The organism is Candidatus Phycosocius spiralis (genome assembly GCF_030158815.1).
In the GTDB taxonomy this organism is placed as follows: Bacteria; Pseudomonadota; Alphaproteobacteria; order Caulobacterales; family Aquidulcibacteraceae; genus Aquidulcibacter; species Aquidulcibacter spiralis.
In genome coordinates this window covers 86,298-111,013 of the sequence record NZ_BPFZ01000002.1, presented here as the reverse complement: position 1 = coordinate 111,013, position 24,716 = coordinate 86,298, and the positions used below count along the sequence as shown (strand labels likewise).

Here is a 24,716-nt window from a genome sequence, read left to right as displayed (position 1 = left end):
CAAAGGTCTATTCAGACGTGTTACATGTTGCGCGCTGGCGGGTTCTCGCCGTCATCATCGTCACCTTATTGGGCCTTATTTTTGCCCTGCCAAACTCTATACCCGCGTCCATACGCAGCGCAATGCCAAGCTTTCTGCCCAATAAGACGGTTAATCTGGGCCTTGATTTGCAAGGCGGCTCTTACCTCATGTTTGAAGTTGAGGCTGGTGCTGTTTATAAAGCGCGCTTGGAGAGTGTGGCCGACGATCTTTCGCGTGAGCTGCGCGGGCAAAAGCGCCCGGGCGAATTGGGTGCTGCTAAAAGGCCCATCGCATTTTCAGGCCGTGGACTGTCCCCTGACGGGGAAGTTGTGCGCGTCACCATCGACAATAGTGCGGATATTCCTGAAGCCATCAAACGTATTGCTGCGCTTGCATCCCCTGTGGTCGGTCTAAGTGGCCCAACCGGTGGAAGCGACCTTGAAATAAAGCAAGCGGCTGGCTCTGTCCTTGAAATCCGGCTGACCCAAGAAGCCAAAATCTCCATGACCCGGCGCGCCGTCAGCCAATCCATAGAAGTGATCCGTCGCCGCATTGACGAAACCGGCACCAAAGAACCTGCCATCACCCGTCAAGGTGTGGACCGTATTGTGGTGCAAGCGCCCGGCGAAAGCGATCCTGAAAAACTCAAGCGCCTTGTGGGTCAAACGGCGCGCCTAACCTTCCAAATGGTCGATGAAAGCATATCGCCCGCCGAAGCAGCGGCAGGGCGCATCCCACCTGGTTCTGTTTTGTTGGCGCAACCAGGCGACCCTAACGAGCCCTTTGTTTTGGTACGTCGTCGCGCGCTGGTTACAGGCGATAATTTGACCAAAGCCGATCCAGGTTTTGACCAGCAAACCGGTGTACCTTCGGTGACCTTCCAATTTGATGGCGCGGGTGGGCGGGCTTTCGCGCGGGCGACCACCGAAAATGTTGGTAAGCGCTTTGCCATTGTGCTCGACGATAAGGTGCTGTCGGCACCGTCAATCCGCGAGCCGATTTTGGCGGGCAGTGGTCAAATCACGGGTAACTTTACCATCGAAAGCGCCAATGAATTAGCGACCCTATTGCGGGCAGGGGCTCTACCTGCCCCTTTAAAAGTCATGGAACAGCGTACCGTCGGTCCAGAGCTTGGACGCGATTCCATTAATGCAGGAGCGACCGCAGGCATCATCGCGATGTTGTTGATCGTTGTCTTTATGATCTTGGCCTATGGGCTGGTTTTTGGCGGTATCGCCATCATCGCCCTTGCGGTCAATCTGATCTTGATCATCGCCGCCATGACGGGAGTAGGGGCAACTTTAACCTTACCTGGGATCGCGGGCTTAATCTTGACCATCGGTGCGGCTGTGGACGCCAATGTTTTGATCTATGAGCGGATGCGCGAAGAAGAATTGGCAGGTCGCTCAACCGCTTTGGCCATAGATGCAGGCTTCAAGCGGGCGATTGTCACGGTGATGGACGCCAATGTGACGGCACTATTGACGGCCTTGATCCTGTTTTATTTTGGAGCAGGTCCAGTGCGTGGCTTTGCTTGGACATTGTCGATTGGTGTGATCACATCCTTGTTCACCGCCATTTTGATGACGCAGGTTTTGGTTGCGGCTTGGTATTGGCGCACCAAGCCTAAGCGCCTCCCGATTTAAGGAAACCTACAATGAAATGGCCATTTATCAAACTTATCCCTAAGAACACGCAATTTGGGTTTGTTCGTTTTTCCTTCCCTGCGGCCATTGTGTCGGTGGTTTTGTGTATGGGCTCGCTTGTGGCTTGCTTTACCTTGGGCCTTAATTTCGGCATTGACTTTAAAGGTGGGACTGTGGTGGAGGCAGTGTGGGACAGGCCGATCAATCTGGCGCAGGTGCGTCAACAAATTGGCAATATGGGTTTACGCGATGTCGGTGTGCAGGACTTTCAAGAACCCACCCAAGCTATGATCCGCTTTTTACCACCTGACGGGGCGGATGCGTCGGCAACGGTTGACCGGGTAAAAGGTGAATTGCGCACCATGATGCCCGGGGTTAAGTTTCCTCGCGTAGAAGTCGTTGGTCCGAAAGTGTCTGAGGAACTTGGTGTGAACGGGGCTTTGGCGCTAGGCATCGCGATTGTACTGGTGGTGCTATATATTTGGACCCGGTTTGAGTTGCAAATGGGCTTTGGTTCTATTGTTGCTTTGGCCCATGACATCATTTTGACTTTGGGCTTTATGGCCGTCACGCAATTGGATTTTTCCCTTACCACTATTGCGGCTTTATTGACCATCATAGGCTATTCCATGAATGACACGGTCGTAGTGTTTGACCGCATGCGCGAAAATATGCGCAAATATAAAAAAATGCCCTTAGGCGATATAATTGACCTTTCGACCAATGAAACATTATCGCGCACCATCATTACGGCCTTAACGACATTCTTGGCACTTTTGGGCCTTACCGTAGTTGGGGGTGAGACCATGCAAGTATTTACCATCATCATGCTGTTTGGCGTATTCATTGGCACCTATTCGTCTATCTATGTGGCCGCACCGGTCTTGATCCTGTGGCCGCCAAAGCGCGGTATTGAAAAAGCTGTGGCAAAGACTGCGGCGGATGCGAGGCCCTAAGCGGTCATGAAATTGGTTCCAGCCACCGGCAAGGGCCGCCCTTTGATCACGGCCTATGGCGCGGGCGGCTTTCGGTTTGGCTTACCCAGCGGCGACATTCGCATTGATGGCTCGGTTCTGGTTCTCGCAGATCAGCCAAGCCCTTGGGCGGTTTCGGACATGGAGGTCCTGCGCCAAGGCCCACTTGAAACCCTGCTTGCCCCCATTCTTCAAGGAAGTGGACAAATTGAGTTTTTGCTGTTTGGGACGGGCGCGACCATTGAAGCGCCACCCCTTCACATGCGGGAACGATTGCGCGCTGCAAGCATTGGGCTGGAGATCATGTCAACGCCCTCAGCGTGTCGCACCTATAATCATTTAGCCAGCGAAGGACGTCACTTTGCAGTGGCAATGCTGAGGGTTGGGTGACATGGCTTCAAATTAAGCTAAAAAGATATCTAACGAACGTCAGCATATAGGGGTTATCATGGGTGCTTTATTGTCCAACTTTCGAAACACAATGATCGTCAGTCTTGTGTTGGCTATTGCCTTAATCGGCGTCTTCGCGACACAGCCTTCCAACACCATGGGAAATATGCATGAGTTGATGGGCCACGCGGCCATGCGCTGGCTGCACGTATTTTTTGGTATCTTGTGGATTGGATTGCTTTATTATTTCAACTTTGTACAAATCCGCACCATGCCAAAAATTCCCGATGAGCTCAAGCCCGCTATTGGCAAATTCATTGCCCCAGAGGCTCTGTTTTGGTTCCGTTGGGCAGCCGTGGGTACTTTGGTGACCGGGCTTTTGGTGGCTTGGGCACGCGGATATCTGGTGCCAGCTTTGAGCCTTAATGCAAGCGATGGCTTTGCGCTCGATGATGGTAATGTCTTTATCGGCATTGGCATGTGGTTGGCGATCATCATGTTTATCAACGTGTGGTTTGTGATTTGGCCAAACCAGAAGATAGCTCTGGGACTGGTTGATGCCCCAGCTGAAGCTAAGCCAAAAGCGGCGCGCACCGCGATGTTATTCTCGCGCACCAATCTCTTGCTATCCTTGCCCATGTTGGTGGCGATGAGCATGCGTCAGACCATGTGGGGTTAAGCATCCTTGGAATAGTGTAAGACGGCCCGCTACCTCGCGGGCCGTTTTTGATTTAGGGCCAAGCATGATCAAACTCAGCCAAGATTTGATTGAACAGGCGGCGCGCGTGGCCCCTGATGCCACCTTGGCGACCCACTTTTTGCTGCCAGAAGCACGGCCCGCCATGCTGGCCTTGCTTTTGTTTCACCACGAAATTGCCCGTGCAAGACAAGTGGTTTCTGAGTCTATGTTGGCGGCTATGCGCCTTCAGTGGTGGCGCGAAACAGTGCATGAGATTTATCAGGCAAACCGCGTTCGGGGCCATCCAATTGCTGAGGCCTTAGCACAAACGATCCGCCAGCATGAGCTTCCGCGGGCGCATTTCGACGCGATGATTGACGCATATGGCGCTGAGCAAGAGCCCCAACCCTTTCGCGACTGGCCTGCCTTATTGGCCCATTGTGATCAAAGCCTTGGCCAGTTTCACCGCCTCGCCCTCCTGATCGGTGGTGTGGGTGCCTTATCGTGCCCGTTGGATGAAGCCTGCAAACAGGCTGGGATTGCTTGGCGCTTGTGGGAGTTGATGGCGCATTGGCCCAAGTGGGCGCAGCGGCACCAATGCTGGCTTCCAAGTGAAGCCCTAACCAGTGCAGATCTAGAAGAGGTCTGTCGTGGGGCCCTGAGTTTAGCAGCCCAAAGTGGCCTGCGCCAAGCCAAAGATCAAATCAACACTGCATTGAACGCCGCAAATCGGGCTCTAGTTCGAGCAGATTTAAACCAAGCTTTTGGGGCGATCGCTTATGTCAGCCTCGCCAGAACTTACGCCAATAGATTTACCCGCCTAACCGATCCCTATGTCCACCCAGTCCAGATATCGTTACTTCGCCGACAAATGTTATTGATTTGGTCAGTTGCGCGCCAGCGTTTATAAAGTTCAAGCGTTAGCGTGCAGTCGTTTTTGGCGCAACTGATAGGAAAATAGCGCGGTGATGACCCCCACTAAGGGCACTACCTAGCTTACATTTTGTCACTTTAAGATCGCGCACATAGACATGATCATAAGTAACGCCAAGCAGGCCGTAGGCTTGGCTTAATGTCGTGCCGAAGAGGCCACCACATTGTATCCGAACAACATTGCCATAATGGCGAAACCGCCCCATCGCCCCGTCCCATGGCACGGCATTAAAATCACCAATAACGGCGATCGGTCCGGCTTGATCCCCTGCACGAATGGCCGCACGGTTGAGCTGGGCTTCACGTGTCACACGGTCGCTTTGGGTACCATTAGGCGGCTGTGGCCGTACCCCGATCACAGTGAGATCGATGTTGTTGTTGTGCAGCATGGCTGGCTCACCTGGCGTGGTCACTGATTTCCAAGGGTTTTTGGCCAGAACTGCAATACTGGATGTATCGGCAAAATCTGGTTTTTCAAGCAATGTCCACCCGGGAGGCGGTATCAGAATTGATTTGGGCGGCTCACCAATCATGATCAAGCTCGCCTTTTGCTTTTCACTTTGCGCAATAAGTTGCTCAAACCCTAGTTGAGCCCCCTTCACATTGGCCCATGCCACAATAGCTTGGGCATCCCTGCCGCCCTTAGGAGACTGACCAATAGACGGCAACATCACGACACAATTAAGCCCCACCACGAGGCCAGAGAGGATCATCATACCCCTGCTACGGACAAAAGCCCATGCGCAGAAACTGACCAGTGCCATCAAGGTCCAATACCAGCGATAACTTGACACCATATCATAGGGATAACCCAGTGGTGCCGCAAAGGAGAAAAAGGAGGCAAATAAAGCTGCGTGGAACAGTCCAAATCCTAAAATTGTTGCAGCAAGTTTCTGCAATGCTAAGCGCCGTGCAACCGCACTTCGTATCGGCAGGTTTTGGCGACGCGCTTGTCGATCCGCCTCACTGGGCGTGCCGACCTTGAACGATTCAATCACCTCACCCATTTTAAAGATTGGCTTAAGCCATTGTCCAAGTGGTTTACCTGCAAGGGTTTCTTGGATCTTTGCCATTTCGATCCCAGCACCAAATTGGGGTATAAAAGCAAGCCTTGGACGCTTCCTATTCATGGGGCTTTCTAGGGGTTCATCTGAGGCAGGTAGCGTCTTTTGTGTGTCTAACTTGATATCACTTTCGGTCGTTGGGAGGTCAGCTATGAAGTCTAACCAGGAAGAGGCCTGGGTTTGATCGGGGGAAGAGGCCCCAGATCGCGAACGCAAACGTGATTTACGCCCTAAGATATTCTGTCTTTGGGCACCACCCTCAGGGATCAGTATGTCGGTAATATCGACTTCGTCAAACACGCTTTGATCCAGATTGAGCCGTGTTGGGCGGGGCTTAGGCACACGGTCTGGTTTTTCGCGCACTGTGCGCCCAAGTAGGGGGTCGAACTCAGTATCGTGTTCTTCACCCACTCGATGTTGCAAGATCGGTTTTGCCATGATTACCCGATGTCCTAACTTGCTTGCGTGACCAATGTCTTTAGCCCAGAACAGAATGAGCCTGCTTAGGCCAGCAAAGGGAGCAGCCTTGCTCTTTAAGGAAATAAAGGCTCCATGGTCAATGCTTCTGACTCAGGAAGGTCAAAAGCACTATTCATATTTTGAATGGCTTGCCCGCCAGATCCCTTAACCAGATTGTCAATCACGGCCACCACAATCACCCTTCCAGGTATGCGATCCGCAAACACCGCAAGCAAGCAAAGATTAGTGCCGCGCACCCAGCGCGTATCGGGGCATGCACCCGCCTTTGCCACTTTGACAAAGGGTTCCTCTGCATAGCGTTGACTTAAGACTTTGCGAACATCCCCGACTTCGGCCCCATGTGCCAGTTTAAGATGGCACGTGACCAATTCGCCGCGCGTCATCGGCACCAAATGCGGCGTAAAATTCACTAATACCGATGCGCCTGAAGCCAGTGACAATTCCTGCTCAATCTCCGGTGCGTGACGGTGCTGGCCCACACTATAGGCATGGATGCCTTCTGCCGCTTCACAAAACAGATTGCCTTCTTTCAGGCCCCGTCCTGCCCCTGACACACCCGATTTGGCGTCAATAATAATATCAATAGGTAACACGATACCAGCCTCCAGCAACGGCTTTATCGCCAGAAGGCTTGCGGTGGGGTAGCAGCCGGGGCAAGCAATGATTGGAGGCCTGTTGGCTAAGGCTTCGCGGGCAAACTCGGTCAAGCCATAAATCGCCGATCTGGTCTTGTCAGGATGCGTATGGGTGCGACCATAATGAACGGCATAGGTTCTCGGATCACGAAAGCGAAAGTCGGCGGATAAGTCGATCACCGTCACATGGTCAGGCAATTTACCCAACACTTCTTCACTGGTCCCGTGTGGTAAACAGCCAAACGCCACATCCACCCCATCCCAATTCACATCTTCTGCCTTCACCAAGTTACGTTCTGCAAAGGGGTGAAGATGGGGAAATAAGTCACCCAAGCTGCGCCCGGCCTGTGCATGGGCGGTAATGGGCCCGATGCGGACATTGGCGTGGTGGGCTAATAGGCGAATGGTCTCTGCCCCTGTATAGCCAGAGGCACCAAGTATAGCAGCGTTAAGGGTCTGAGTGGTCATGGATTGGCGGCTTTCTCCAAAGTCTTAAACGAAAACGGGCGGCCCGCTAAGGCCGCCCGCATCAACCATAGATTGGCTGACCGAAAGTCCTAGCGCTTGGAGAACTGGAAGCTACGGCGTGCTTTCGCGCGGCCATACTTCTTACGCTCAACCACACGGCTGTCTCGGGTCAGATAGCCAAATGGCTTCAGAACTGGGCGCAAGCCAGGCTCAAATCGAGTCAAAGCGGTTGCAATACCGTGACGGACAGCACCAGCCTGGCCAGAAAGGCCCCCGCCCTTGACCGTGGCGATGACGTCAAACTCGGTTGCGCGGTTTGTTACTTGCATCGGCTGGTTGATAACCATGCGCAGAACAGGGCGGGCAAAATAAGCGCCATGGTCCTTGCCATTGATGGTGATCTTACCGGTACCGCGCTTAACCCAAACGCGCGCAATCGCGCTTTTACGCTTACCGGTGGAATAGGCCCGTCCTAAGCTGTCGATCTGAGGTTCACGAACAACCACTTCCACAACACCTTCACCGGTGCCCATGGCTGCGAGGTCTTCGAAGCTTTTTGCTACTTCTTCCATTAGGCGGCCCTAACGTTCTTGCGGTTACGACCCTTGAAATCCACCACTTCGGGGGATTGGGCCTCATGTGGGTGTTCTGCGCCAGCGTAGACACGCAGCTTGCCGAATTGCGAACGCGCCAAAGGGCTTTCCTTTGGCATCATACGCAGCACAGCTTTTTCAAGTACCCGCTCAGGAAAACGCCCAGCGAGCAAACGTTCAGCTGTTGTTTCTTTAATGCCGCCAGCATAGCCGGTGTGGCGGTAATAAACTTTGTCACGCTGCTTGTTGCCAGTGAACACGACTTTCCGCGCATTAATAATCACCACGTGATCGCCAACATCGGCATGGGGGGTAAAATCAGGACGGTGCTTACCGCGCAAACGCATGGCAATAAATGTCGCGAGACGGCCAACAACCACCCCTTCAGCATCTACGACAATCCATTTATGCTCGGCTTCGTGCGTTTTGGCACTGAAGGTCTTCATGGGGTTGTTCCAATTGATTGCGGCACCCAAAGGGGCCAAGTCTTGTGCGCGTGCTTCTAGTTGGCGAAGTCGGTTCTGTCAATCGATTTACTGAAAGTCTTAATGAAACAGATACTTATAAGTATGGTATTATATTACCACTCTAAGCTTAGGTCAAGCCTAGCATAAAGTTTCAGCTTACACTGGGGTTTCAAGGGGGGGCATTGCAGAGTATGCGGCAGCTGTGGGCATCCAAGAAAGGCTGTTTATTGTTGGAGAGAGGCAATAATTACAAGCTGGAGGACCTAGCTCAATCCATTTATCGCAATGCGCTTGATGCCGTAAGCGCTACCAACCCACATCCTCTAAGCGATGAGCCTGAATACAAATATCTTACCATCGCTGCTCGGATGTTAAAGGACCGTGGCGTTGATACTAAGAAAGTCAATTGCCAGGTCGATGAGTTTGATAAACGCGTCGGTGCTGGCCTGCGGCACGATTATAGTTTTGAGGATCTTGCTCCAGGTCAGCCTTAATGGTTTCTTATGCCCGCGAGGTGATCCGTCGGTGTGAGAGTATCACCACCCCGCCACCAATACCCACCCAATTATGACCAAGCGATGATGGTTTTGCGACGGGGCCTTCATACATCCGTAGCCGAAGTTTCACGGGGCCGTGATCAAACCGTCAAACCATCGAGTTAGTGGCGCTACCCAACAGAGAAATTGCGATTCTGTTGGATAGGGGACATTCCATCATGACAAAGAATACCATCTCGCGGCGCCTCTTGTGGGCATCTGTAAGCGCTTTTGCTTGCTTGGTAGCGGGCCCCGCTTTGGCCGTGGGTGCCCCAACGCCAGAAGATGAGCCGGCCCTGGGTTTGGATGTCATCGTTGTCACGGCGCAAAAGCGTGAAACCAACCAACAGACCACTCCTATCGCGATGTCGGTTTTGGGTGGGGAGCAATTAAAGGCGCGGCGAATTGAAAGCTTGGCTGATCTGATGAACGGCTCGATTCCTTCGCTTCGGGTCGCACCCTTCTTCTCGCGTAGTTCAGCCCTAACCGTGGGTATTCGCGGCATTGTGCCATTCGATGCGAACCAGCCCAGCCGTGACGCAGGTGTGGGCGTTTATATTGACGGGGTTTATCTTGGCCGCTCGCAGGGGCTTGGTGCTGCATTGATGGATATTGAGCGTATCGAAGTGCTCAAAGGGCCCCAAGGCACCTTGTTTGGACGTAATTCTACCGGTGGGGCTGTCAGCATCGTGACACGCAAGCCTTCAGGCAAATTTGGCGTGCGCCAAACCGTTGGGATGCGTAATTTTGGCGGCTATCTCTCTGAGACCCATCTGGATTTGGAAGAAGTCAATAATGTCTCCGTGAAGCTCGATGCCGTGTTCACGGGCCGCGACGGTACAGTTGAGAACACGCTGCAAGGCGAAGAAGATTTCAATAAATATGAGCGTCGCGGCGTCCATCTGGGTGTGCGGTGGCAGGCGAGTGAAGCGATCACGGCCCAATATGATTATGATATCTCCAAAGACATCACCACGCCTTATTATGTGCAATTGATCGAGAAGAACCCAGCTGCACCGGCACTCGCACCCTTGGTAAAAGAACAAAGGGGCCGCGCCCGTGAAACCGATATCGGCGTACCCCAAGAGGACAATGTTGGTAATATCTCCGGCCATGTGGTCCACATCAACTGGCAAGCCGCGCCCTCCATTGATGTGCGTTCGATCACGTCGTTCCGCACAGTGGATCAAACCCAATTGGATAACGGGATTGGTGCCCATTCAGGGCCTTTCCGCCCCAGTGGCAATTTTGCGCGCTATAGCCTTGCATCCTTGCGCCAAGAACAATTCAGCCAAGAGTTTCAAATTCTAGGTAGCATGGACCGGCTGACCTATGTGGCCGGTACCTATTTCTATCATGAAAAAGGCGATGACGACGCGTGGACACCCAACACCATGACCTGGAATGCCACAGGCACGGCCGCTACACGCATCCCATCGCTGCAAGCAGGCGCTGCTACACCATTCCCGGATCGCGCCAGCACGGCCAAGGCCGATAGCTTTGCGGTATTTGGGCAAGCAACTTACGCGCCAGCCGCCTTTAAGGATCAACTCCACCTGACAGCGGGTGCGCGCTACACCAAGGATAAAAAAAGGGGCGTTCTAACCAAGGTCAATGGCGCGGATACCACTTTCAGCTTCAACACGTCGTCGGACCGGATCGATCCGATGGTGACGGTCAGCTATGACGCGACCGATACAGTGCATGTCTATGCCAAATGGGGCACAGCTTATCGCGCCGGGGGTGCAAACTCCCGCTCTGTCAATTACCGCGCCTTTGATCCTGAAGAGGTAGAGACCAGCGAAATAGGCGTGAAGTCAGAATGGCTTGATCGGCGCGCACGTATCAATCTTGCGGCCTATTCCACCAAATATAAGGATATTCAGATCGATTTTTCGGCGGTCAATCTGCTCAATAGCAACCGCGGCACGCTCGAAACCGTCAATGCACCAGGCAAGGGCACCATTGAAGGCTATGAGGCCGATCTTTTGTTCGCGCCCATTGAAGGCCTTACCTTGTCGGCCAGTTATGCTTATACCAATGGAAAGCTGCCAAGAGCAGCGAACCCCTTTAACAATAACGCGCTTCAAAACGTGTTTATCGTTTACACCCCCAAGAATGCGATCAATTTTGCGGTCGATTATCAACGCCAAGCTTTGGGTGCGCTGTTCAAAGCCCATCTCGATCTGAGCCAAGCAGATGGCTATCGCAGCTCGTCTGGGGAGGCGACATTGACCGATAGCTCCAGCGTCCTCAATGGACGCTTGGCGTTGAGCGAAATTAATGTTGGCAAAGGGGCTAAGCTTCAGCTTTCCTTATGGTCGCGCAATATGTTGGATGAAGAGCATACCTTTTATGAGAGCCGCGCTTCTTATGCCTTCATCGGCACGTTTGGCATGTATAATGAGCCGATGACTTATGGGCTTGATGCGACGGTCAGCTTTTAATTTGTATTGATATCTCATCACTTGTTCAAAAAGGCATTTGGCCATGGATCGTAGAAGCTTTCTCGTCAGTGCTGGCTGCGCAGGTGCGCTTAGCCTGCCAGTCGCGGCAGATGCTGCCACCCCAATAACAGCCACAGCCGTGCGCTTGGATGCTGGCAAAGTTCGGCTAAACTGGTCGGATAAGGCCGCGAAAGCCACGTTACGGGTCGCCGATGCCCCAGATAAGCCTGCTGTTTTGATGCGCACCTTGGTCAAGGGTGCGGGGGGCGGACAAGCTGAGGTGGCAGCACCAACCACCCCTCGGCCTTATTTCCTGATCGACACGGGCTGGGGTCGCCAAGTTCGGGTCGCAGAACGCTTGCTACCCCTTCAATGCGGCCGCAATTTCCGCGATCTGGGTGGGTATCAAACCCAAACTGGTCAGGCTGTGAAATGGGGCAAGCTTTACCGGTCTGGCGTTATGTCCAATCTGTCGCGCAGCGATATTTCGTATTTGGCGCAACTGGGCATTGCGATCATCTGTGACTTGCGCAGCCAGCAAGAGCGCACCAGTGAGCCCAGCCAGCTTCTGGCCAGCGATGCGATCAAAACCTTGGCGCATGATTATGAGATGCAATCCTCGCTCGCGAGCTTATTGCGGGCCAAAACGCGCGCTGAAGCCGTGAACATATTTTCAGAGGTCTATCTGAACTTCGCCACGATGCTAGCACCCCAATATACAGAGATGTTTGCCAGCATGCTGGAAAACAAAGGCCCACTGGTGGTCAATTGTACGGCTGGCAAGGATCGCACAGGCGTGGCCAGCGCCTTGATCCTGTCTGTTTTGGGCGTCCGACGGGAGACGGTTATTGCCGATTATGCTTTGAGCCAAACCTATGTGCCAGTGTCCTATTATTTGAATCTGGCCCAACAGGCTGGCAGTGCACCAACCGGTACGGCCGCCCAAACCAGCCCGTTCGCGCGCTTGCTGCCGGAAGTTGCCACGGTCATTTTAGGGTCCGATGCCGAGGTTATGCGCAAGGCCTTAGCGCAAATGGACACACAATTTGGCGGCCCAATCGGTCTGGTTAAGCAGCGTTTTGGTTTGAGTGACGCTGCAATCAAACAGTTGCGCGCCCTTTATGTTGCATAAGCACAGCACCTCGCCCTGCGCCGTAGGGTGCATTCCTTATGGAATGCACCGATTTAACGACCGAACCATCCAAAGGTAACCATTTACCAAAGACATAATTCATGATGATATCGACCCATGCCAAACTATCGCCGGATCAAAATCGAAGGTGGGTGCTTTTTCTTCACGGTTTGCCTTGCCGATCGGCGCGCCACGACTTTGGTGGATCATATAGGGGAGCTTAAAATGGCTTGGCAGTGCACAAAGGCGCACAGGCCGTTTTCCAGCCCCGCTTGGGTCGTTTTACCAGATCATATTCACTGTATTTGGAAGCTGCCGCCAGATGACGATGACTATGCGCTTCGTTGGTCGTTGCTCAAACGACACTTCACCCGCGCCATGGGGGCGCATGCTAAGGCTCCAAAAGGGCAACGCAAAGGTGAGCGTGGCCTTTGGCAACGGCGGTTTTGGGAGCATGCAATTCGAGACGAACGCGATCTAGAAAATCACTATGCGTATATCCGCGCAAACCCGGTGCGCCATGGCCTGGTAAAATCCATCGAAGATTGGCCGTATTCAAGCTTTTATGGAAGGAATATATGAAGCCGATGGATGATCTCGATAAACTTGGCCCGTCGTTTAGGATGGTGCATTCCTTACGGAATGCACCCTACGGCGCGGAGCGCATTGCTGCAATCAAGCAATTGCGCGCCCTTCATGTTGCATAAACGCCTTTGGGCCCAAACCATGGGCGAATTGCCGGGCTCTGCGTGGACTTTGCCCGCATAAAAACAAGCGCCTAGCCCCGCTTAGGTTCTCTGATCGGAATGGACCCGCTGCCTCTTAAAGGTGGTGGGTTATTCATTTTAGCAGCTTCTTAATCCTTATTTTGGAATTCTCTCCAGTTATATCCATAATTTCCCATTGAATGGGTCTAATTCCCATGATATCCCTTACGCGATGAGAGTGTGAGGGCTAGATGCGCTTTGTTTCAACCTATGATGCAGGACTGGATGACAAAAGGCGGGTAACCTTGCCTGCGGACTTCCGTTCCAGCCTTAAAATTGGGGCAGAGCCAAGTGATCATGTACGTGTTTGGCCTGGGGAAGGCGCTTGGCTGGAGGGCGGGGATGATGCATTCATCGCGGCCCTGTCGCAGTCTGCCGAAGAATTAGCGCAAGACGATCCCGATGTGGCAGAGGCCGCGACCTTGGCGATCCTGGGCGGTTCGAGAAAATTGACATTAGACAGTGCGGGCCGCATGGTCTTGCCTGAGAGCTTTGTGGCGCATGCAGCGCTTAGTGAGCGCGTGAATTTCATCGGGCTTGGGCCCTATTTTCGGATCACCAGTCCTGAAGTGGCCATTAGCATGGCCCAAGCGGCGCGCGATAAAACCGTCCAGACCAAGGCGCGAATTTTTGCCATGGCGCGCAAAAAAGTCCGCGAGGCCTATACGCCATGAGTGGTCATCAGCCCGTCATGATGCAAGAAGTGCTGGACGCTTTATCGCCACGGGCCGGGCAAGTCATTGTGGATGGTACTTTTGGTGGCGGGGGCTATACGCACGCGATACTAGCCGCAGCACCATGTCAAGTCATTGGGCTCGACCGCGATAAGGATGCCGTTGCGCGCGGTATGGCCTTGGCGGCGCAAATGCCAGATCGTTTTACGATGGTTGAGACAAAATTTTCGCAATTGGCAGCTTTAGGTCGGCCTTTCGACGCCGTGGTGCTCGACATTGGCGTGTCGTCTTTTCAGATCGATCAAGCTGAACGCGGTTTCTCATTCATGCAAGACGGGCCCCTTGATATGCGCATGGGCACCGATGGCCCAAGTGCGGCCGACGTGATTGCACAGCTCAGTGAAGCAGAACTTAGTCGGCTGTTTCATTTTTATGGTGAGGAGCGCGAGGCCCGCCGCATTGCGCGCGCCATTGCTACCGACCGGCTAATTACACCTTATCTGCGCACGTCCGAATTAGCAGGCGTGGTTTCGCGTGTGATCGGCCATAAACATAAGGATCACATCCACCCCGCCACCCGCGTGTTTCAAGCGCTACGCATCTATGTCAACGACGAGATTGGCGAATTGGAGATGGCTTTGACTGCTGCGGAAGAAAAACTGCCTGAAGGCGGGCGCTTGGTGGTGGTTACCTTTCACTCACTCGAAGATCGGGTCGTCAAGATCTTCTTTAATGAGCGCAGCAAGGAAGTGACCGGATCGCGCCACACCCCCAGAAAAAACGGTCCCGCCCCTAGCTTTAGCCTGATCCACAAAAAGGTGGTTCGGGCGAGTGATCGGGAGATTGCGCAAAACCCACGCTCGCGCTCAGCGAAGCTTAGAGCTGCGATCCGTACAAGCGCGCCCGCGCTCCCAAGCCATGTGACTGGCCTGTCTGGGGTTCCGCCATTGACGCAAATAAAGAGGGTAGCATGAGCCTGACCCGCGCACATCTGTTCGGCTTTGCCGGTCTTGTTGCACTTGCCTTTGCGCTCTATTGGGCCAAGTCAGAAGCTCAAACGGTCCGCGAGCAGGTGATCCAATTGCAAGGTGAAGTGGAAGCCGAACGTCGCCAAGTGCGAACCTTAGAAGCTGAGCTTGCCTTTATCGAGCGTCCTGATCGATTGGAGACGGCGGCAATCGGCCAACTTAATTTAGAACCTATTGCTGCTGATCGTATCGCGACGATAGAGCAACTCGATCAGCTCGTGCCCTTGCCAATGAACGCAGAAACACCTGAAAAGGTCCCAGTCACTTCTAAACCAATTGCTGAAGCATCGCGATGAAGAGTCCGCGGATCACCCCTGAAGTCATTTATGATTGGCCGCGCCCGGTTCCTCGCGATCAAGGCGGGATCGGGACCATGAGGGGTCGCACCATTGCACTGGCCGTCGCCTTTTGTGCGGGCTTTGGCGTGTTGAGTTTGCGGGCGATACAGATCGGGTTGTTTCGTCCCGTTGATGAAGCCGCCACTGCGGCGCGCGCCGAAGCAACCCCCCCCTCCAAGCGGGCCGATATTGTGGATCGAAACGGTCAGCTATTAGCGACGTCCTTGGTCGCCCATTCACTCTATGCCGACCCCAAACGGGTCTGGGATCCGGTGGAGACCGCGCGCGCGCTGCGCACCGTGTTTCCGGATATGGATGAAGCTAGCTTAATCACAAAGCTTTCCAGCCGATCTCGCTTTGTCTGGATACAACGCCGGCTCACGCCCAAACAGAAGCAGGCGGTATGGGAATTGGCGCAACCAGGCTTAGAATTTGTTGAAGAGTCTGAACGCATTTATCCTATGGGTCATTATGGTGGGCATGTGATCGGCTCTATGCATCCTGATGGGTCAGGGATTAACGGGATTGAGCGCGCGCTGAATGATCGCCTCACTACTGGGTCGGACGGTGATAAGGTTCGCTTATCCTTGGATATGAGGGTGCAATATCTGGTCGAACATGAGTTGGGCCAAGCTGCCACAGCTTTTGGTGCAATTGGCGGGGCAGCTATTATGCTGGACATTAAAACAGGTGAGGTGATCGCCAGTGCATCTTGGCCCTTTATGGATCCCAATAGACCAGAAGCCAACACACCTGATCAACAAAACAACCGCGTGACAAACTCACGCTTTGAGATGGGCTCAACGTTTAAAGTATTCACCGTAGCAATTGGCTTAGAAGATAAGGTGATCACCCCGGATACCGTGTTTGACGCACGAGCGCCCATGCGGATTGGTAGGGAATTCATTTCAGATTTCCATGCGATGAATAGAATTGTTTCAGTGGCTGAAATATTGGCCCATTCCTCGAACATTGGAACTGTTCGTATCGCCCGCACTGTTGGTGCCCCGCGGCTGCTGGAGTTTTTTGGTCGTTTAGGCTTGATGGAAGCTCCAGGTGGGGAATTGCTTGAAAATGCCCGTCCACTCTTACCTGGAAAATGGAGTGAGATTTCAGCAGCTACAGCAAGTTTCGGGCATGGCATTGCTGTCTCACCCATGGCGGTTGCAGCAGCTTATGCGGCCTTGTGCAATGGCGGACATTATGTTCGTCCTACCTTTATCGCGCGTGATCCAACACTCCCGGTTGAAAGCCAAACTGTTATCAGCCCACAAACCTCAACCACCTTGATCAAGCTTATGCGTGAAGTCGTCACAGGTGGGACAGGACGTAATGCCGAGGCTTTAGGTTATGAAGTTGCAGGCAAAACCGGCACAGCTGAAAAAGCCGGTCCCAATGGCTATGATGCGAACCGGCGGGTGTCGAGCTTTGCTGGCACTTTTCCGGCCCATGACCCTCGTTACGCGATTGTTTTTTTGCTTGATGAGCCCAAAGGTTCGCAACAGACTGGCAATGTCGCCACCGCAGCTTATGCAGCCGCCCCGTCCATTTCGCGCATTGTCGCGCGCTCTGCCCCATTATTGGGGATTGAACCCACCCGTACATTGGCGCAGAGCGAACCATGAAACTCTCCGATCTCCTGCCTCTTGAAGCTGGCCACCCTGGTGCCAATATCGAGATTTCAGGCCTTTCCTCTGACAGCCGCACAACCAAGCCTGGTGACTTGTTTGTGGCTTTAACCGGCATCAAGCGCGACGGCCGCGATTATGTTGCCCAAGCGGTGAAAGCAGGGGCGGTTGCCATTTTGGCAGCCCCAGGTCTTGCCGCATGTGGTGTACCTATTGTTGAAGACGCAACACCGAGAATGTCGCTTGCATGCGTTGCTTCTAAGTTTTACCCGATCCAGCCCGCAACCATTGTTGCCATTACAGGCACCAATGGCAAAAGCTCAACAGTTGATTTTTTGCGTCAGATTTGGACCCATGCGGGTAGAATGGCTGCCAGTGTTGGGACTTTGGGGGCAATTGGTCCTAAAGGTCGCATCGATTTAGGTTTTACGACGCCAGACCCGATTGCGCTGCATGCTACTCTCCAAAGCTTAGCGGGTGAAGGCATCACCCATGTTGCGATGGAAAGCTCTTCCCACGCTTTGGATCAGCGCCGGATGCATGGGGTCAGATTGACGGCGGCAGGCTTTTCCAATCTCACCCAAGACCATCTTGATTATCACGGCAGCATGGCGGCTTATCGTCAGGCCAAACTGCGGTTATTTGAAGATCTCCTCCACGCAGGTCAGCCTGCCATCGTCAATGCTGACGCAGCTGAAGCGCCTGCGTTTGAAGCCTGCGCCAAAGCTAAGGGGCTTGATCTTAAGCTTGTCGGCTGGCGCGGGGATTTCCTAAAGATCGAGGAATTATGGCCAAAACCTGCCAGTCAGCGCGTCGATTTGCGTTATGGCAGCAAAACTTATCCCGTTGAAATCCCATTGATTGGGGAGTTTCAGGCCCTCAATGCGGTTATGGCAGCAGGCTTTGCTTTGGTACTGGGTGAAGCCCCCAGCACTGTGTTTGAGGCGCTTAGCACCCTTAAAACCGTCAAAGGCCGGATGGAGCATATTGGGGCAACGGCGCAAGGTGCCCATGTGTTTGTCGATTATGCGCACACGCCAGATGGGCTCGATGTTCTATTACGTGCCGCGCGCCCACATGCGCCAGGTCGCGTGGTATTGGTGTTTGGCTGCGGCGGCGACCGTGACAAGGGCAAGCGGCCACTGATGGGGGCATTGGCCGCCAAATTTGCCGATGTGGTGATTGTCACCGACGATAACCCTCGTACTGAGGATGCTCAAATCATTCGCCGTGAAGTAATGGTCGGGTGCCCTGAAGCTGAGGAGATTGGTGATCGCGGCGAGGCGATAGCCCATGCCGTAAAGCTTTTGAACAAGGGTGATTGCCTATTGATCGCAGGCAAGGGTCATGAAATCGGTCAATGCGTGCAAGGTCAAATCCTGCCTTTCTCGGATCAAGAAGAGGCTGCGCGTGCTTTGCTGGCGGGTGGAGGTCACCTTGACTGAGCCGCTTTGGACTTCGGCGCAAGCCGCCCTGGCAGTGGGTGGAAAGGCTCAAGGGACATGGGTAACACATGGCGTCTGCATCGATAGCCGAGCGGTTGAGCCTGGCGATCTTTTTGTTGCCTTGAAAGCCAAGCGCGATGGGCATAGTTTTGTAAGCGCGGCGCTTGCTGCAGGGGCGGGTGCTGCCATGGTGGTTGATCCCAGTTGCGCGGACGCCGATGCGCCACTTTTAATCGTTCCTGATACGCTTTTAGCCCTCGAAAACCTCGCAACTCAAGCGCGCCGGCGCAATGTGATTGCAAAACGAGTTGCGATCACAGGTTCGGTCGGCAAGACCACAGTTAAGGAAATGACAGCCGCAGCCTTAGCCCAAACGGCCAAAACCCATTTTTCGGTGAAATCTTATAATAATCATTGGGGTGTGCCCTTGACTTTGGCCCGTATGCCTGCCGATGCACGCTTTGGTGTCTTTGAAATTGGCATGAACCATGGCGGAGAGATTGCCCGCCTCGCCCCCCAAGTTCGGCCCCACATCGCTGCTATTACTACCATTGCCCCTGTACATATTGAGCATTTTGACGATGAAGCGGGCATTGCCGATGCTAAGGCCGAGATCTTCCTAGGCCTCGATCCAGGTGGCACGGCGGTAATTCCCGGTGATAATCCCTATGCCGCGCGCTTGGCTAGCCGTGCGCGTGACCGTGATGGTATCAAGCTTGTTACCTTTGGCACCAGTCAGCACTTGGATGCACATGTGGTTGGCATTGATACAATCGGGGCAGAACGTCGTGTAACGGCCACCATCATGGGTCAATCTTTTCAATGGCACATCAAAGAGCCTGGTGACCATTGGATTCATAATGGCTTATGCGCCTTAACTTTGGCTGTACTAGCGGGGGGCGATGGTGAAGCCTCTGCCATGGCTTTATCGCAATTTGGTGCGATGGATGGCCGGGGCATATCGCGTCCGATTTTTTTGGCACCGGGAGAATTTTTTGTCCTGGTAGATGAAGCTTATAATGCAAACCCAACTTCCATGGCTGGGGCGATTGCAACCTTGGCAGGCCGGTCTGGCACGCGCCGCTTGGCCGTTTTGGGGGATATGTTGGAATTGGGCGTGCTTGAGGATGCGTTTCATAGTGCTTTGGCAACCGAACTTGCCCGGGCGAAGATTGATCTCGTTTTTTGTGCAGGTACCCGTATGAAACATTTGTGGGACGCCTTATTGCCTAGCCAACGTGGGGCCTATGCGTCCACAGCTTCAGAATTGGCTCCCATTGTTGCTAATGCTGCGCGCGCAGGCGATGTCATTATGGTCAAGGGTTCAAACGGATCGCGCATATCTGAAATTGTTCGCGCGCTAAGTGCGCTTGAAACCACCTCCGGAGATCTTTGATGCTCTATGAATTGATGCACCCCCATTTCAATATATTCACTTATCTGACTTTTCGCACCGCTGGCGCTGTGGTGACGGCGGCTTTGATCTTGTTTGTCTTTGGCAAGCCTATGATTGGTTGGTTGCGGATCCGTCAAGGCAAGGGCCAGCCCATTCGTTCCGACGGACCAGAAAGTCATTTCATCAAAGCAGGTACCCCCACAATGGGCGGCGTAATGATCTTATTGAGTGTTTTTATAAGTTCATTTTTATGGGCTGACCTCCATAATTCCTATGTTTGGGTCGTTTTGGGCGTTACGGCCGGTTATGGCCTGATCGGGTTCTTGGACGATTTTGCAAAAGTGTCGAAGCAAAAAACCGATGGAGTATCTTCACTTCTGCGGCTCGCTGGAGAGTTTATCATTGCCTTCCTCGCCATATATTACATTGCTCAACTCCAAAACCGTGGGGATAATGCACCCCTAGGCTTTGGTACCTCCATCGCCTTTCCTTTCTTCAAGGACCTGTTGCTCAATTTGGGATGGGCTAGTTTCATCTTCGGCATGATTGTCGTGGTTGGGTTTGGCAATGCGGTGAACATGACAGACGGTCTTGATGGTCTCGCCATTATGCCTGTGATGATTGCTTCGGCAACTTTTGGTCTGATCGTTTACTTGGTGGGCAATTTTGTATTTGCCAATTATCTCCAGCTCCATTTTGTCCAAGGTGTGGGTGAAATTGCGATCATTCTTGGAGCGGTTTTGGGCGCGGGCTTAGGCTTTTTGTGGTGGAACGCGCCACCGGCACAAATTTTTATGGGTGATACGGGCTCCTTGGCGCTGGGTGGGCTTTTAGGCGTAACCGCCGTTGCCAGTAAGCATGAATTTGTTCTGGCCATTGTGGGTGGCTTATTTGTACTCGAACTTGTATCGGTCATTGTGCAGGTTGCAAGCTTTAAGCTCACCGGTAAGCGGGTGTTCCGTATGGCCCCAATCCACCACCACTTTGAGAAAATGGGTTGGAGTGAGCCTACCGTCGTGATTCGTTTTTGGATCATTGCCACAGTTCTGGCCCTGATTGGCCTTACCACATTGAAACTGCGCTAACCGCCAAGGACAGAAAGCCTATGATCCCTGTTACCACGCTTAAAGGTCAGAAAGTCGCCGTATTTGGCCTTGCACGAACTGGGATCGCGGCTGCCTTAGCGTTAGAGGCAGGGGGCGCGTGCGTCTTGGCGTGGGATGAAAGCGAACAATCGCGTACAATAGCTCTCGAAGCAGGTCTTACTTTAACCAATCTCTCTCAGCATAGTTTTGATGACGTCGCAGCCCTTGTGATGAGTCCAGGTGTGCCCATTTATGGCCCCAACCAACATTGGATCGTGCCTAAAGCGCAGGCAAGTGGGGTTGCGGTCATTGGCGATGTGGAGCTTTTCGCCCGCGAGATTAACGCGATGCCAGAGGCGTTGCGGCCCTTTATCATCGCGATCACTGGCACTAATGGCAAATCCACCACCACAGCTTTGATCAGCCATATATTGGCTTCAAGCGGCAAAAACGTCCGTATGGGCGGTAACATCGGAACCAGTGTATTAGCTTTAGAGCCTCCTCGCCCGGATGCCATTTATGTGTTGGAATTATCCTCGTATCAGTTGGATTTGGTCGAAAGCCTGCGCGTCAATGCCGCTGTCCATCTTAATTTAACTCCAGATCATCTTGAGCGCCACGCCACGATGGAGCGTTATGCCGCAGCCAAACAACGCATCTTTGCCAATCAAAAGCCCAGTGATTGGGCGATCCTTGGCGTCGATGATGATTGGGGCATGGCCTTATGCACCCGCTTGCATGCAGCGGGGGGGCGCACAATTGTGCCGATTTCTGCGAGCCAAGCTTTAGGCAAGGGTGTGTGTGCATTGGGCTCGATCTTATGGGACAATTTAGCCGGCCGCAGTCACATGGCGGTTGATCTTACCCACGCACCCGCTTTACCCGGTGTGCATAATGCACAAAATGCCGCAGCCGCATATGCGGCCGCGCGCGCAGCTGGGTTGAGTGTTGAAGCGATTGCCAAGGGCATAAAGAGTTTTGCGGGACTAGAACATCGCTTGCAAGAAATTGCGAGCTTTGGCGCTGTTCGTTTTTACAATGATTCCAAAGCAACCAATGCGGATGCCACAGCCCAAGCCTTGGCTGCTTTTTCTAGCGTGCGCTGGATCGTGGGGGGACAAGCGAAACTGGGTGGCATCGAAAGCCTGCGCCCGCTCTTTGGCCATGTCAAAAAAGCCTATTTATTCGGGGAAGCCGCAGCCCAATTTGCCCAAACCTTGGAGGGTGAGGTATCTTATGAGATGTGCGAAACCATAGATATTGCAACTAAGTGTGCTTGGCAGGACGCAAGCCAAACAGACACAGAAGAAATGATCATCTTGTCACCCGCCTGCGCCAGCTTTGATCAATTCCCTGACTTTGAAGCCAGAGGACGCTATTTTACCGCCTGTGTGAAAGAACTTCTTAACCAAGGCGTATCAAACGAAGAAGAACCCGCGATCTTGACCGCTTGATCATTGCATAAGGACAATCCCTTTGGAGCCAGCTATGGCCAGTCTTGCTCATACGACACGCACATCGCGCATTGATTTGACCCTAATGGGTGATTGGTGGCGCACCGTCGATCGACCTGTATTTAGTCTAGTCATCGTTTTAATGACATTTGGCTTGGTGTTTAGCTTTGCATCTTCCGGTGCCGCATCGGGTCGATTGGGGTTTTCAAACGAATATTTCTTTGTATTGCGCCAAGCCATTTTCGTGTGTGTGGGAGCGGGCGTTGTCCTTGCGCTTTCCCTTTTAAGCCCAGTTGGTGCACGGCGTGCGGCAGCTATCTTCTATGTTCTGGCGGTTGTTTTGATGGTTTATATCATGCTGTTTGGCCATGAGGCTAAAGGGGCGCAACGCTGGCTGCGAATTGGTGGATTTTCGTTTCAACCCTCTGAAATCCTAAAACCCGCTTTGATAGTGTTAGCGGCGTGGCTGTTCTCCAAACGTATTGAGAACCCCACTTTCCCCGCCGCACATATTGCAATGACCCTTTATGTCTTGCCCGTGGCACTTTTAATCATTCAGCCCGATATTGGCCAGACGGGTCTATTGACCATAGCCTTTCTCACAGTCTTTTTAATATCAGGCATGTCGTGGGTTTGGATCGCGACCTTTGCGGGTGCCGCGATGATTGGTGGGGGGACGCTTTATTTCGCGTTTGAGCATGTGCAAAAGCGCATTCAAGGCTTTCTTAACCCAGAAGCGGGTGAGACCTATCAAACCGACCGCGCGCTCGACGCCATTGCAGCAGGCGACTTTTTGGGTCGTGGGCCGGGGGAAGGGGAAATCAAGCACTTTTTGCCCGATGCCCATACCGATTTTATCTATTCGGTAGCGGCAGAAGAATTTGGTCTGATCGCCAGTGTTGGCTTGGTCGCTTTGTTTTGCGCTTTGGTGGTCCGCGGCCTTGTGGTCGCCAATCGTCAAAGTGATACATTTCCTCATCTTGCAGCAACGGGCCTTTTTGCCTTGATCGGCTATCAGGCCGCGATCAATTTAGCTGTCAATTTAAACCTGATGCCAGCCAAGGGCATGACGTTGCCCTTCATCTCCTACGGTGGCTCTTCCATCCTCGGATCGGCAGTAACCATTGGTTTGGCCCTCGCCTTAACCCGCAAGCGCCCAGGCCAAGCGTTGCGTGATGCCAATGCACAAAGGTGGGTGGGCTGGTAAGTCACGCAAGTAGGCCTTTGTTTTAGCCACAAAGATCGGCTATTCAGCCCGAAAGGAATCGGGTTTGGCGTGAGCCACAAGTTAAAGGATAGATTTTGCCCATGGGCCCACTTGTTATCATCGCAGCTGGCGGCACGGGCGGCCATATGTTTCCAGCGCGTGCGTTTGGCGATGCGATTGTGGCGCGCGGCGGTCAAGTTGCCTTGATTACCGACCCACGCGGCAAGCGCTACACTGAAGGGTTTCCGGCCAAGGACATTTTGATCCTGCCCGTTACCAATGCCGATGAAGGCGGACTTCGGGGAAAAATTGATGCGGGCTTTGCCGTGATGAAAAGCCTGAGTTTGGTCCGCCCCTTTATGAAAGACTTACATCCTGATGCAATCATTGGTTTTGGCGGCTATCCGACCTTTCCAGTCCTCGCTTCCAGCGGTAAAGTTCCCGTCTTGGTACATGAACAAAACGCGGTATTGGGCCGGGTCAATCGCTTGTTTCAAGGCAAGGCCGTGGCCATTGCATCGGGTTTTGCGCAACTAGAAGGCTTGGATGAACCTGATAAGCATGTGGTGGTGGGCAATCCCGTCCGCCAAGCCATCGTTAATGCCCGTTTGGGTGGCTATCCCGATTTATCGAGTGGCGATTTGCGTATCTTGGTAACGGGTGGCAGCCAAGGTGCGCGTATTTTAGGAGCAGTGGTTCCAGAAGCGATTGCGGCCTTGCCGGAACATATTCGCGCCCGCCTGTTTGTTTCCCACCAAGTCCGCGAAGAGCAATGCGATGGCGCGCGCGACATCTATGTTCAAGCTGGCGTCGGGTGCGAGGTTTGGCCTTTCTTTAAAGACATGGCCGACCGTTTGGCCAAATGTCATCTGGTGATTGGGCGGGCAGGGGCTTCAACCGTTTCTGAAACCGCCGTCGTTGGGCGCCCAGCTATTTTAGTGCCACTGCCTGGTGCCACCAATGACCATCAGACCTTTAATGCTAAAGCCTTGGCCAGTGTGGGTGCGGCAGATATTATTCAAGAACAAGCCTTCACCGCTTCTAAGTTGACCGATCTTTTGGGAAATCGTTTGACGGCACCTGACGAGCTCCAAAAGCGTGCCAAGGCCGCCAAGTCTGTGGGTCAGCCCGATGCGGCAGAAGCCTTGGCGGATCTTGTCTATCGTGCGATCAGCCAAAACCAATTGGCTGTCGCTTAAACTTGGTGCTAGGCGTCTTTTTGATCTGCA

The 24,716-nt window shown here is 53.2% G+C and carries 24 protein-coding genes; 20 read left to right on the top strand and 4 right to left on the bottom strand.

Translation table 11 applies throughout. The features are described 5' to 3' along the window. Positions 1-17: 17 nt before the first annotated feature. The 5 genes from secD (at position 18) to PsB1_RS02175 (ending at position 4,620) form a co-directional block, all read left to right on the top strand. Positions 18-1,667: a protein translocase subunit SecD gene (gene secD, locus PsB1_RS02195; protein ID WP_284358763.1), complete on the top strand. Its 1,650-nt coding sequence runs from the start codon at positions 18-20 to the stop codon at positions 1,665-1,667. An 11-nt stretch (positions 1,668-1,678) separates the two neighbouring features. Further along, positions 1,679-2,623 carry a protein translocase subunit SecF gene (gene secF / locus PsB1_RS02190; RefSeq protein ID WP_284358762.1) on the top strand — a complete coding sequence of 315 codons (945 nt, stop codon included), beginning with the start codon at positions 1,679-1,681 and terminating at the stop codon, positions 2,621-2,623. A 6-nt stretch (positions 2,624-2,629) separates the two neighbouring features. Then, complete coding sequence (locus PsB1_RS02185; protein ID WP_284358761.1) at positions 2,630-3,031, top strand: Mth938-like domain-containing protein; 402 nt, start codon at positions 2,630-2,632, stop codon at positions 3,029-3,031. Between the two features lie 58 nt (positions 3,032-3,089). After that, complete coding sequence (locus tag PsB1_RS02180; RefSeq protein WP_284358760.1) at positions 3,090-3,710, top strand: urate hydroxylase PuuD; 621 nt, start codon at positions 3,090-3,092, stop codon at positions 3,708-3,710. A gap of 64 nt (positions 3,711-3,774) precedes the next feature. Continuing rightward, the gene (locus PsB1_RS02175) at positions 3,775-4,620 is read left to right on the top strand and encodes a squalene/phytoene synthase family protein (protein WP_284358759.1); all 846 of its coding nucleotides are present in this window, start codon (positions 3,775-3,777) and stop codon (positions 4,618-4,620) included. 10 nt (positions 4,621-4,630) lie between these two features. Here PsB1_RS02175 and PsB1_RS02170 read toward each other — a convergent pair whose 3' ends face one another. From PsB1_RS02170 to rplM, 4 genes are all read right to left on the bottom strand, one after another. Next, the gene (locus PsB1_RS02170) at positions 4,631-6,145 is read right to left on the bottom strand and encodes an endonuclease/exonuclease/phosphatase family protein (RefSeq protein WP_284358758.1); all 1,515 of its coding nucleotides are present in this window, start codon (positions 6,143-6,145) and stop codon (positions 4,631-4,633) included. Positions 6,146-6,240: 95 nt separating this feature from the next. Beyond that, positions 6,241-7,290, bottom strand: coding sequence for an N-acetyl-gamma-glutamyl-phosphate reductase (gene argC / locus PsB1_RS02165; RefSeq protein ID WP_284358757.1), 1,050 nt, complete (start codon positions 7,288-7,290; stop codon positions 6,241-6,243). 89 nt (positions 7,291-7,379) lie between these two features. Further along, positions 7,380-7,862, bottom strand: a complete 483-nt coding sequence (rpsI, locus tag PsB1_RS02160; protein WP_284358756.1) for a 30S ribosomal protein S9 — start codon at positions 7,860-7,862, stop codon at positions 7,380-7,382. Further along, positions 7,862-8,329 (bottom strand): 50S ribosomal protein L13, encoded by a 468-nt coding sequence (gene rplM, locus PsB1_RS02155; RefSeq protein WP_284358755.1) that lies wholly within the window; start codon positions 8,327-8,329, stop codon positions 7,862-7,864. Before rplM ends, rpsI begins: the two co-directional genes overlap by 1 nt. A 212-nt stretch (positions 8,330-8,541) precedes the next feature. Here rplM and PsB1_RS02150 point away from each other — a divergent pair, with 212 nt between their 5' ends. The 15 genes from PsB1_RS02150 to PsB1_RS02080 all read left to right on the top strand — a co-directional run bounded on the left by PsB1_RS02150 (position 8,542) and on the right by PsB1_RS02080 (position 24,686). Further along, a complete protein-coding gene (locus PsB1_RS02150) occupies positions 8,542-8,844 on the top strand; it encodes a hypothetical protein (RefSeq protein ID WP_284358754.1) in 303 nt (100 codons plus the stop codon). 221 nt (positions 8,845-9,065) lie between these two features. Beyond that, positions 9,066-11,333 carry a TonB-dependent receptor gene (locus tag PsB1_RS02145; RefSeq protein ID WP_284358753.1) on the top strand — a complete coding sequence of 756 codons (2,268 nt, stop codon included), beginning with the start codon at positions 9,066-9,068 and terminating at the stop codon, positions 11,331-11,333. 43 nt (positions 11,334-11,376) lie between these two features. Next, a complete protein-coding gene (locus tag PsB1_RS02140) occupies positions 11,377-12,465 on the top strand; it encodes a tyrosine-protein phosphatase (RefSeq protein WP_284358752.1) in 1,089 nt (362 codons plus the stop codon). 117 nt (positions 12,466-12,582) lie between these two features. Continuing rightward, a complete protein-coding gene (locus tag PsB1_RS02135) occupies positions 12,583-13,047 on the top strand; it encodes an REP-associated tyrosine transposase (protein ID WP_284358751.1) in 465 nt (154 codons plus the stop codon). Next, complete coding sequence (locus PsB1_RS02130) at positions 13,044-13,172, top strand: hypothetical protein (protein ID WP_284358750.1); 129 nt, start codon at positions 13,044-13,046, stop codon at positions 13,170-13,172. Before PsB1_RS02135 ends, PsB1_RS02130 begins: the two co-directional genes overlap by 4 nt. Before the next feature lie 251 nt (positions 13,173-13,423). Then, entirely contained in the window at positions 13,424-13,906 is a 483-nt protein-coding gene (locus tag PsB1_RS02125; protein WP_284358749.1) for a division/cell wall cluster transcriptional repressor MraZ, read from the top strand. Beyond that, a complete protein-coding gene (gene rsmH / locus PsB1_RS02120) occupies positions 13,903-14,880 on the top strand; it encodes a 16S rRNA (cytosine(1402)-N(4))-methyltransferase RsmH (RefSeq protein ID WP_284358748.1) in 978 nt (325 codons plus the stop codon). Before PsB1_RS02125 ends, rsmH begins: the two co-directional genes overlap by 4 nt. Continuing rightward, entirely contained in the window at positions 14,877-15,230 is a 354-nt protein-coding gene (gene ftsL, locus PsB1_RS02115) for a cell division protein FtsL (RefSeq protein ID WP_284358747.1), read from the top strand. Before rsmH ends, ftsL begins: the two co-directional genes overlap by 4 nt. Beyond that, complete coding sequence (locus tag PsB1_RS02110) at positions 15,227-16,897, top strand: peptidoglycan D,D-transpeptidase FtsI family protein (protein WP_284358746.1); 1,671 nt, start codon at positions 15,227-15,229, stop codon at positions 16,895-16,897. Before ftsL ends, PsB1_RS02110 begins: the two co-directional genes overlap by 4 nt. Further along, complete coding sequence (locus PsB1_RS02105; protein ID WP_284358745.1) at positions 16,894-18,345, top strand: UDP-N-acetylmuramoyl-L-alanyl-D-glutamate--2,6-diaminopimelate ligase; 1,452 nt, start codon at positions 16,894-16,896, stop codon at positions 18,343-18,345. Before PsB1_RS02110 ends, PsB1_RS02105 begins: the two co-directional genes overlap by 4 nt. Then, positions 18,338-19,741 carry a UDP-N-acetylmuramoyl-tripeptide--D-alanyl-D-alanine ligase gene (locus PsB1_RS02100; RefSeq protein ID WP_284358744.1) on the top strand — a complete coding sequence of 468 codons (1,404 nt, stop codon included), beginning with the start codon at positions 18,338-18,340 and terminating at the stop codon, positions 19,739-19,741. The genes PsB1_RS02105 and PsB1_RS02100 overlap by 8 nt, the downstream gene beginning before the upstream one ends. Next, a complete protein-coding gene (gene mraY / locus PsB1_RS02095) occupies positions 19,741-20,826 on the top strand; it encodes a phospho-N-acetylmuramoyl-pentapeptide-transferase (RefSeq protein WP_284358743.1) in 1,086 nt (361 codons plus the stop codon). Before PsB1_RS02100 ends, mraY begins: the two co-directional genes overlap by 1 nt. 20 nt (positions 20,827-20,846) lie before the next feature. Then, on the top strand, positions 20,847-22,280 hold the full coding sequence (gene murD, locus PsB1_RS02090) for a UDP-N-acetylmuramoyl-L-alanine--D-glutamate ligase (RefSeq protein ID WP_284358741.1): 1,434 nt from the start codon (positions 20,847-20,849) through the stop codon (positions 22,278-22,280). Positions 22,281-22,314: 34 nt separating this feature from the next. Further along, complete coding sequence (locus PsB1_RS02085) at positions 22,315-23,487, top strand: FtsW/RodA/SpoVE family cell cycle protein (RefSeq protein WP_284358740.1); 1,173 nt, start codon at positions 22,315-22,317, stop codon at positions 23,485-23,487. A gap of 101 nt (positions 23,488-23,588) precedes the next feature. Beyond that, positions 23,589-24,686 (top strand): UDP-N-acetylglucosamine--N-acetylmuramyl-(pentapeptide) pyrophosphoryl-undecaprenol N-acetylglucosamine transferase, encoded by a 1,098-nt coding sequence (locus PsB1_RS02080; RefSeq protein ID WP_284358739.1) that lies wholly within the window; start codon positions 23,589-23,591, stop codon positions 24,684-24,686. Positions 24,687-24,716: the final 30 nt, after the last annotated feature.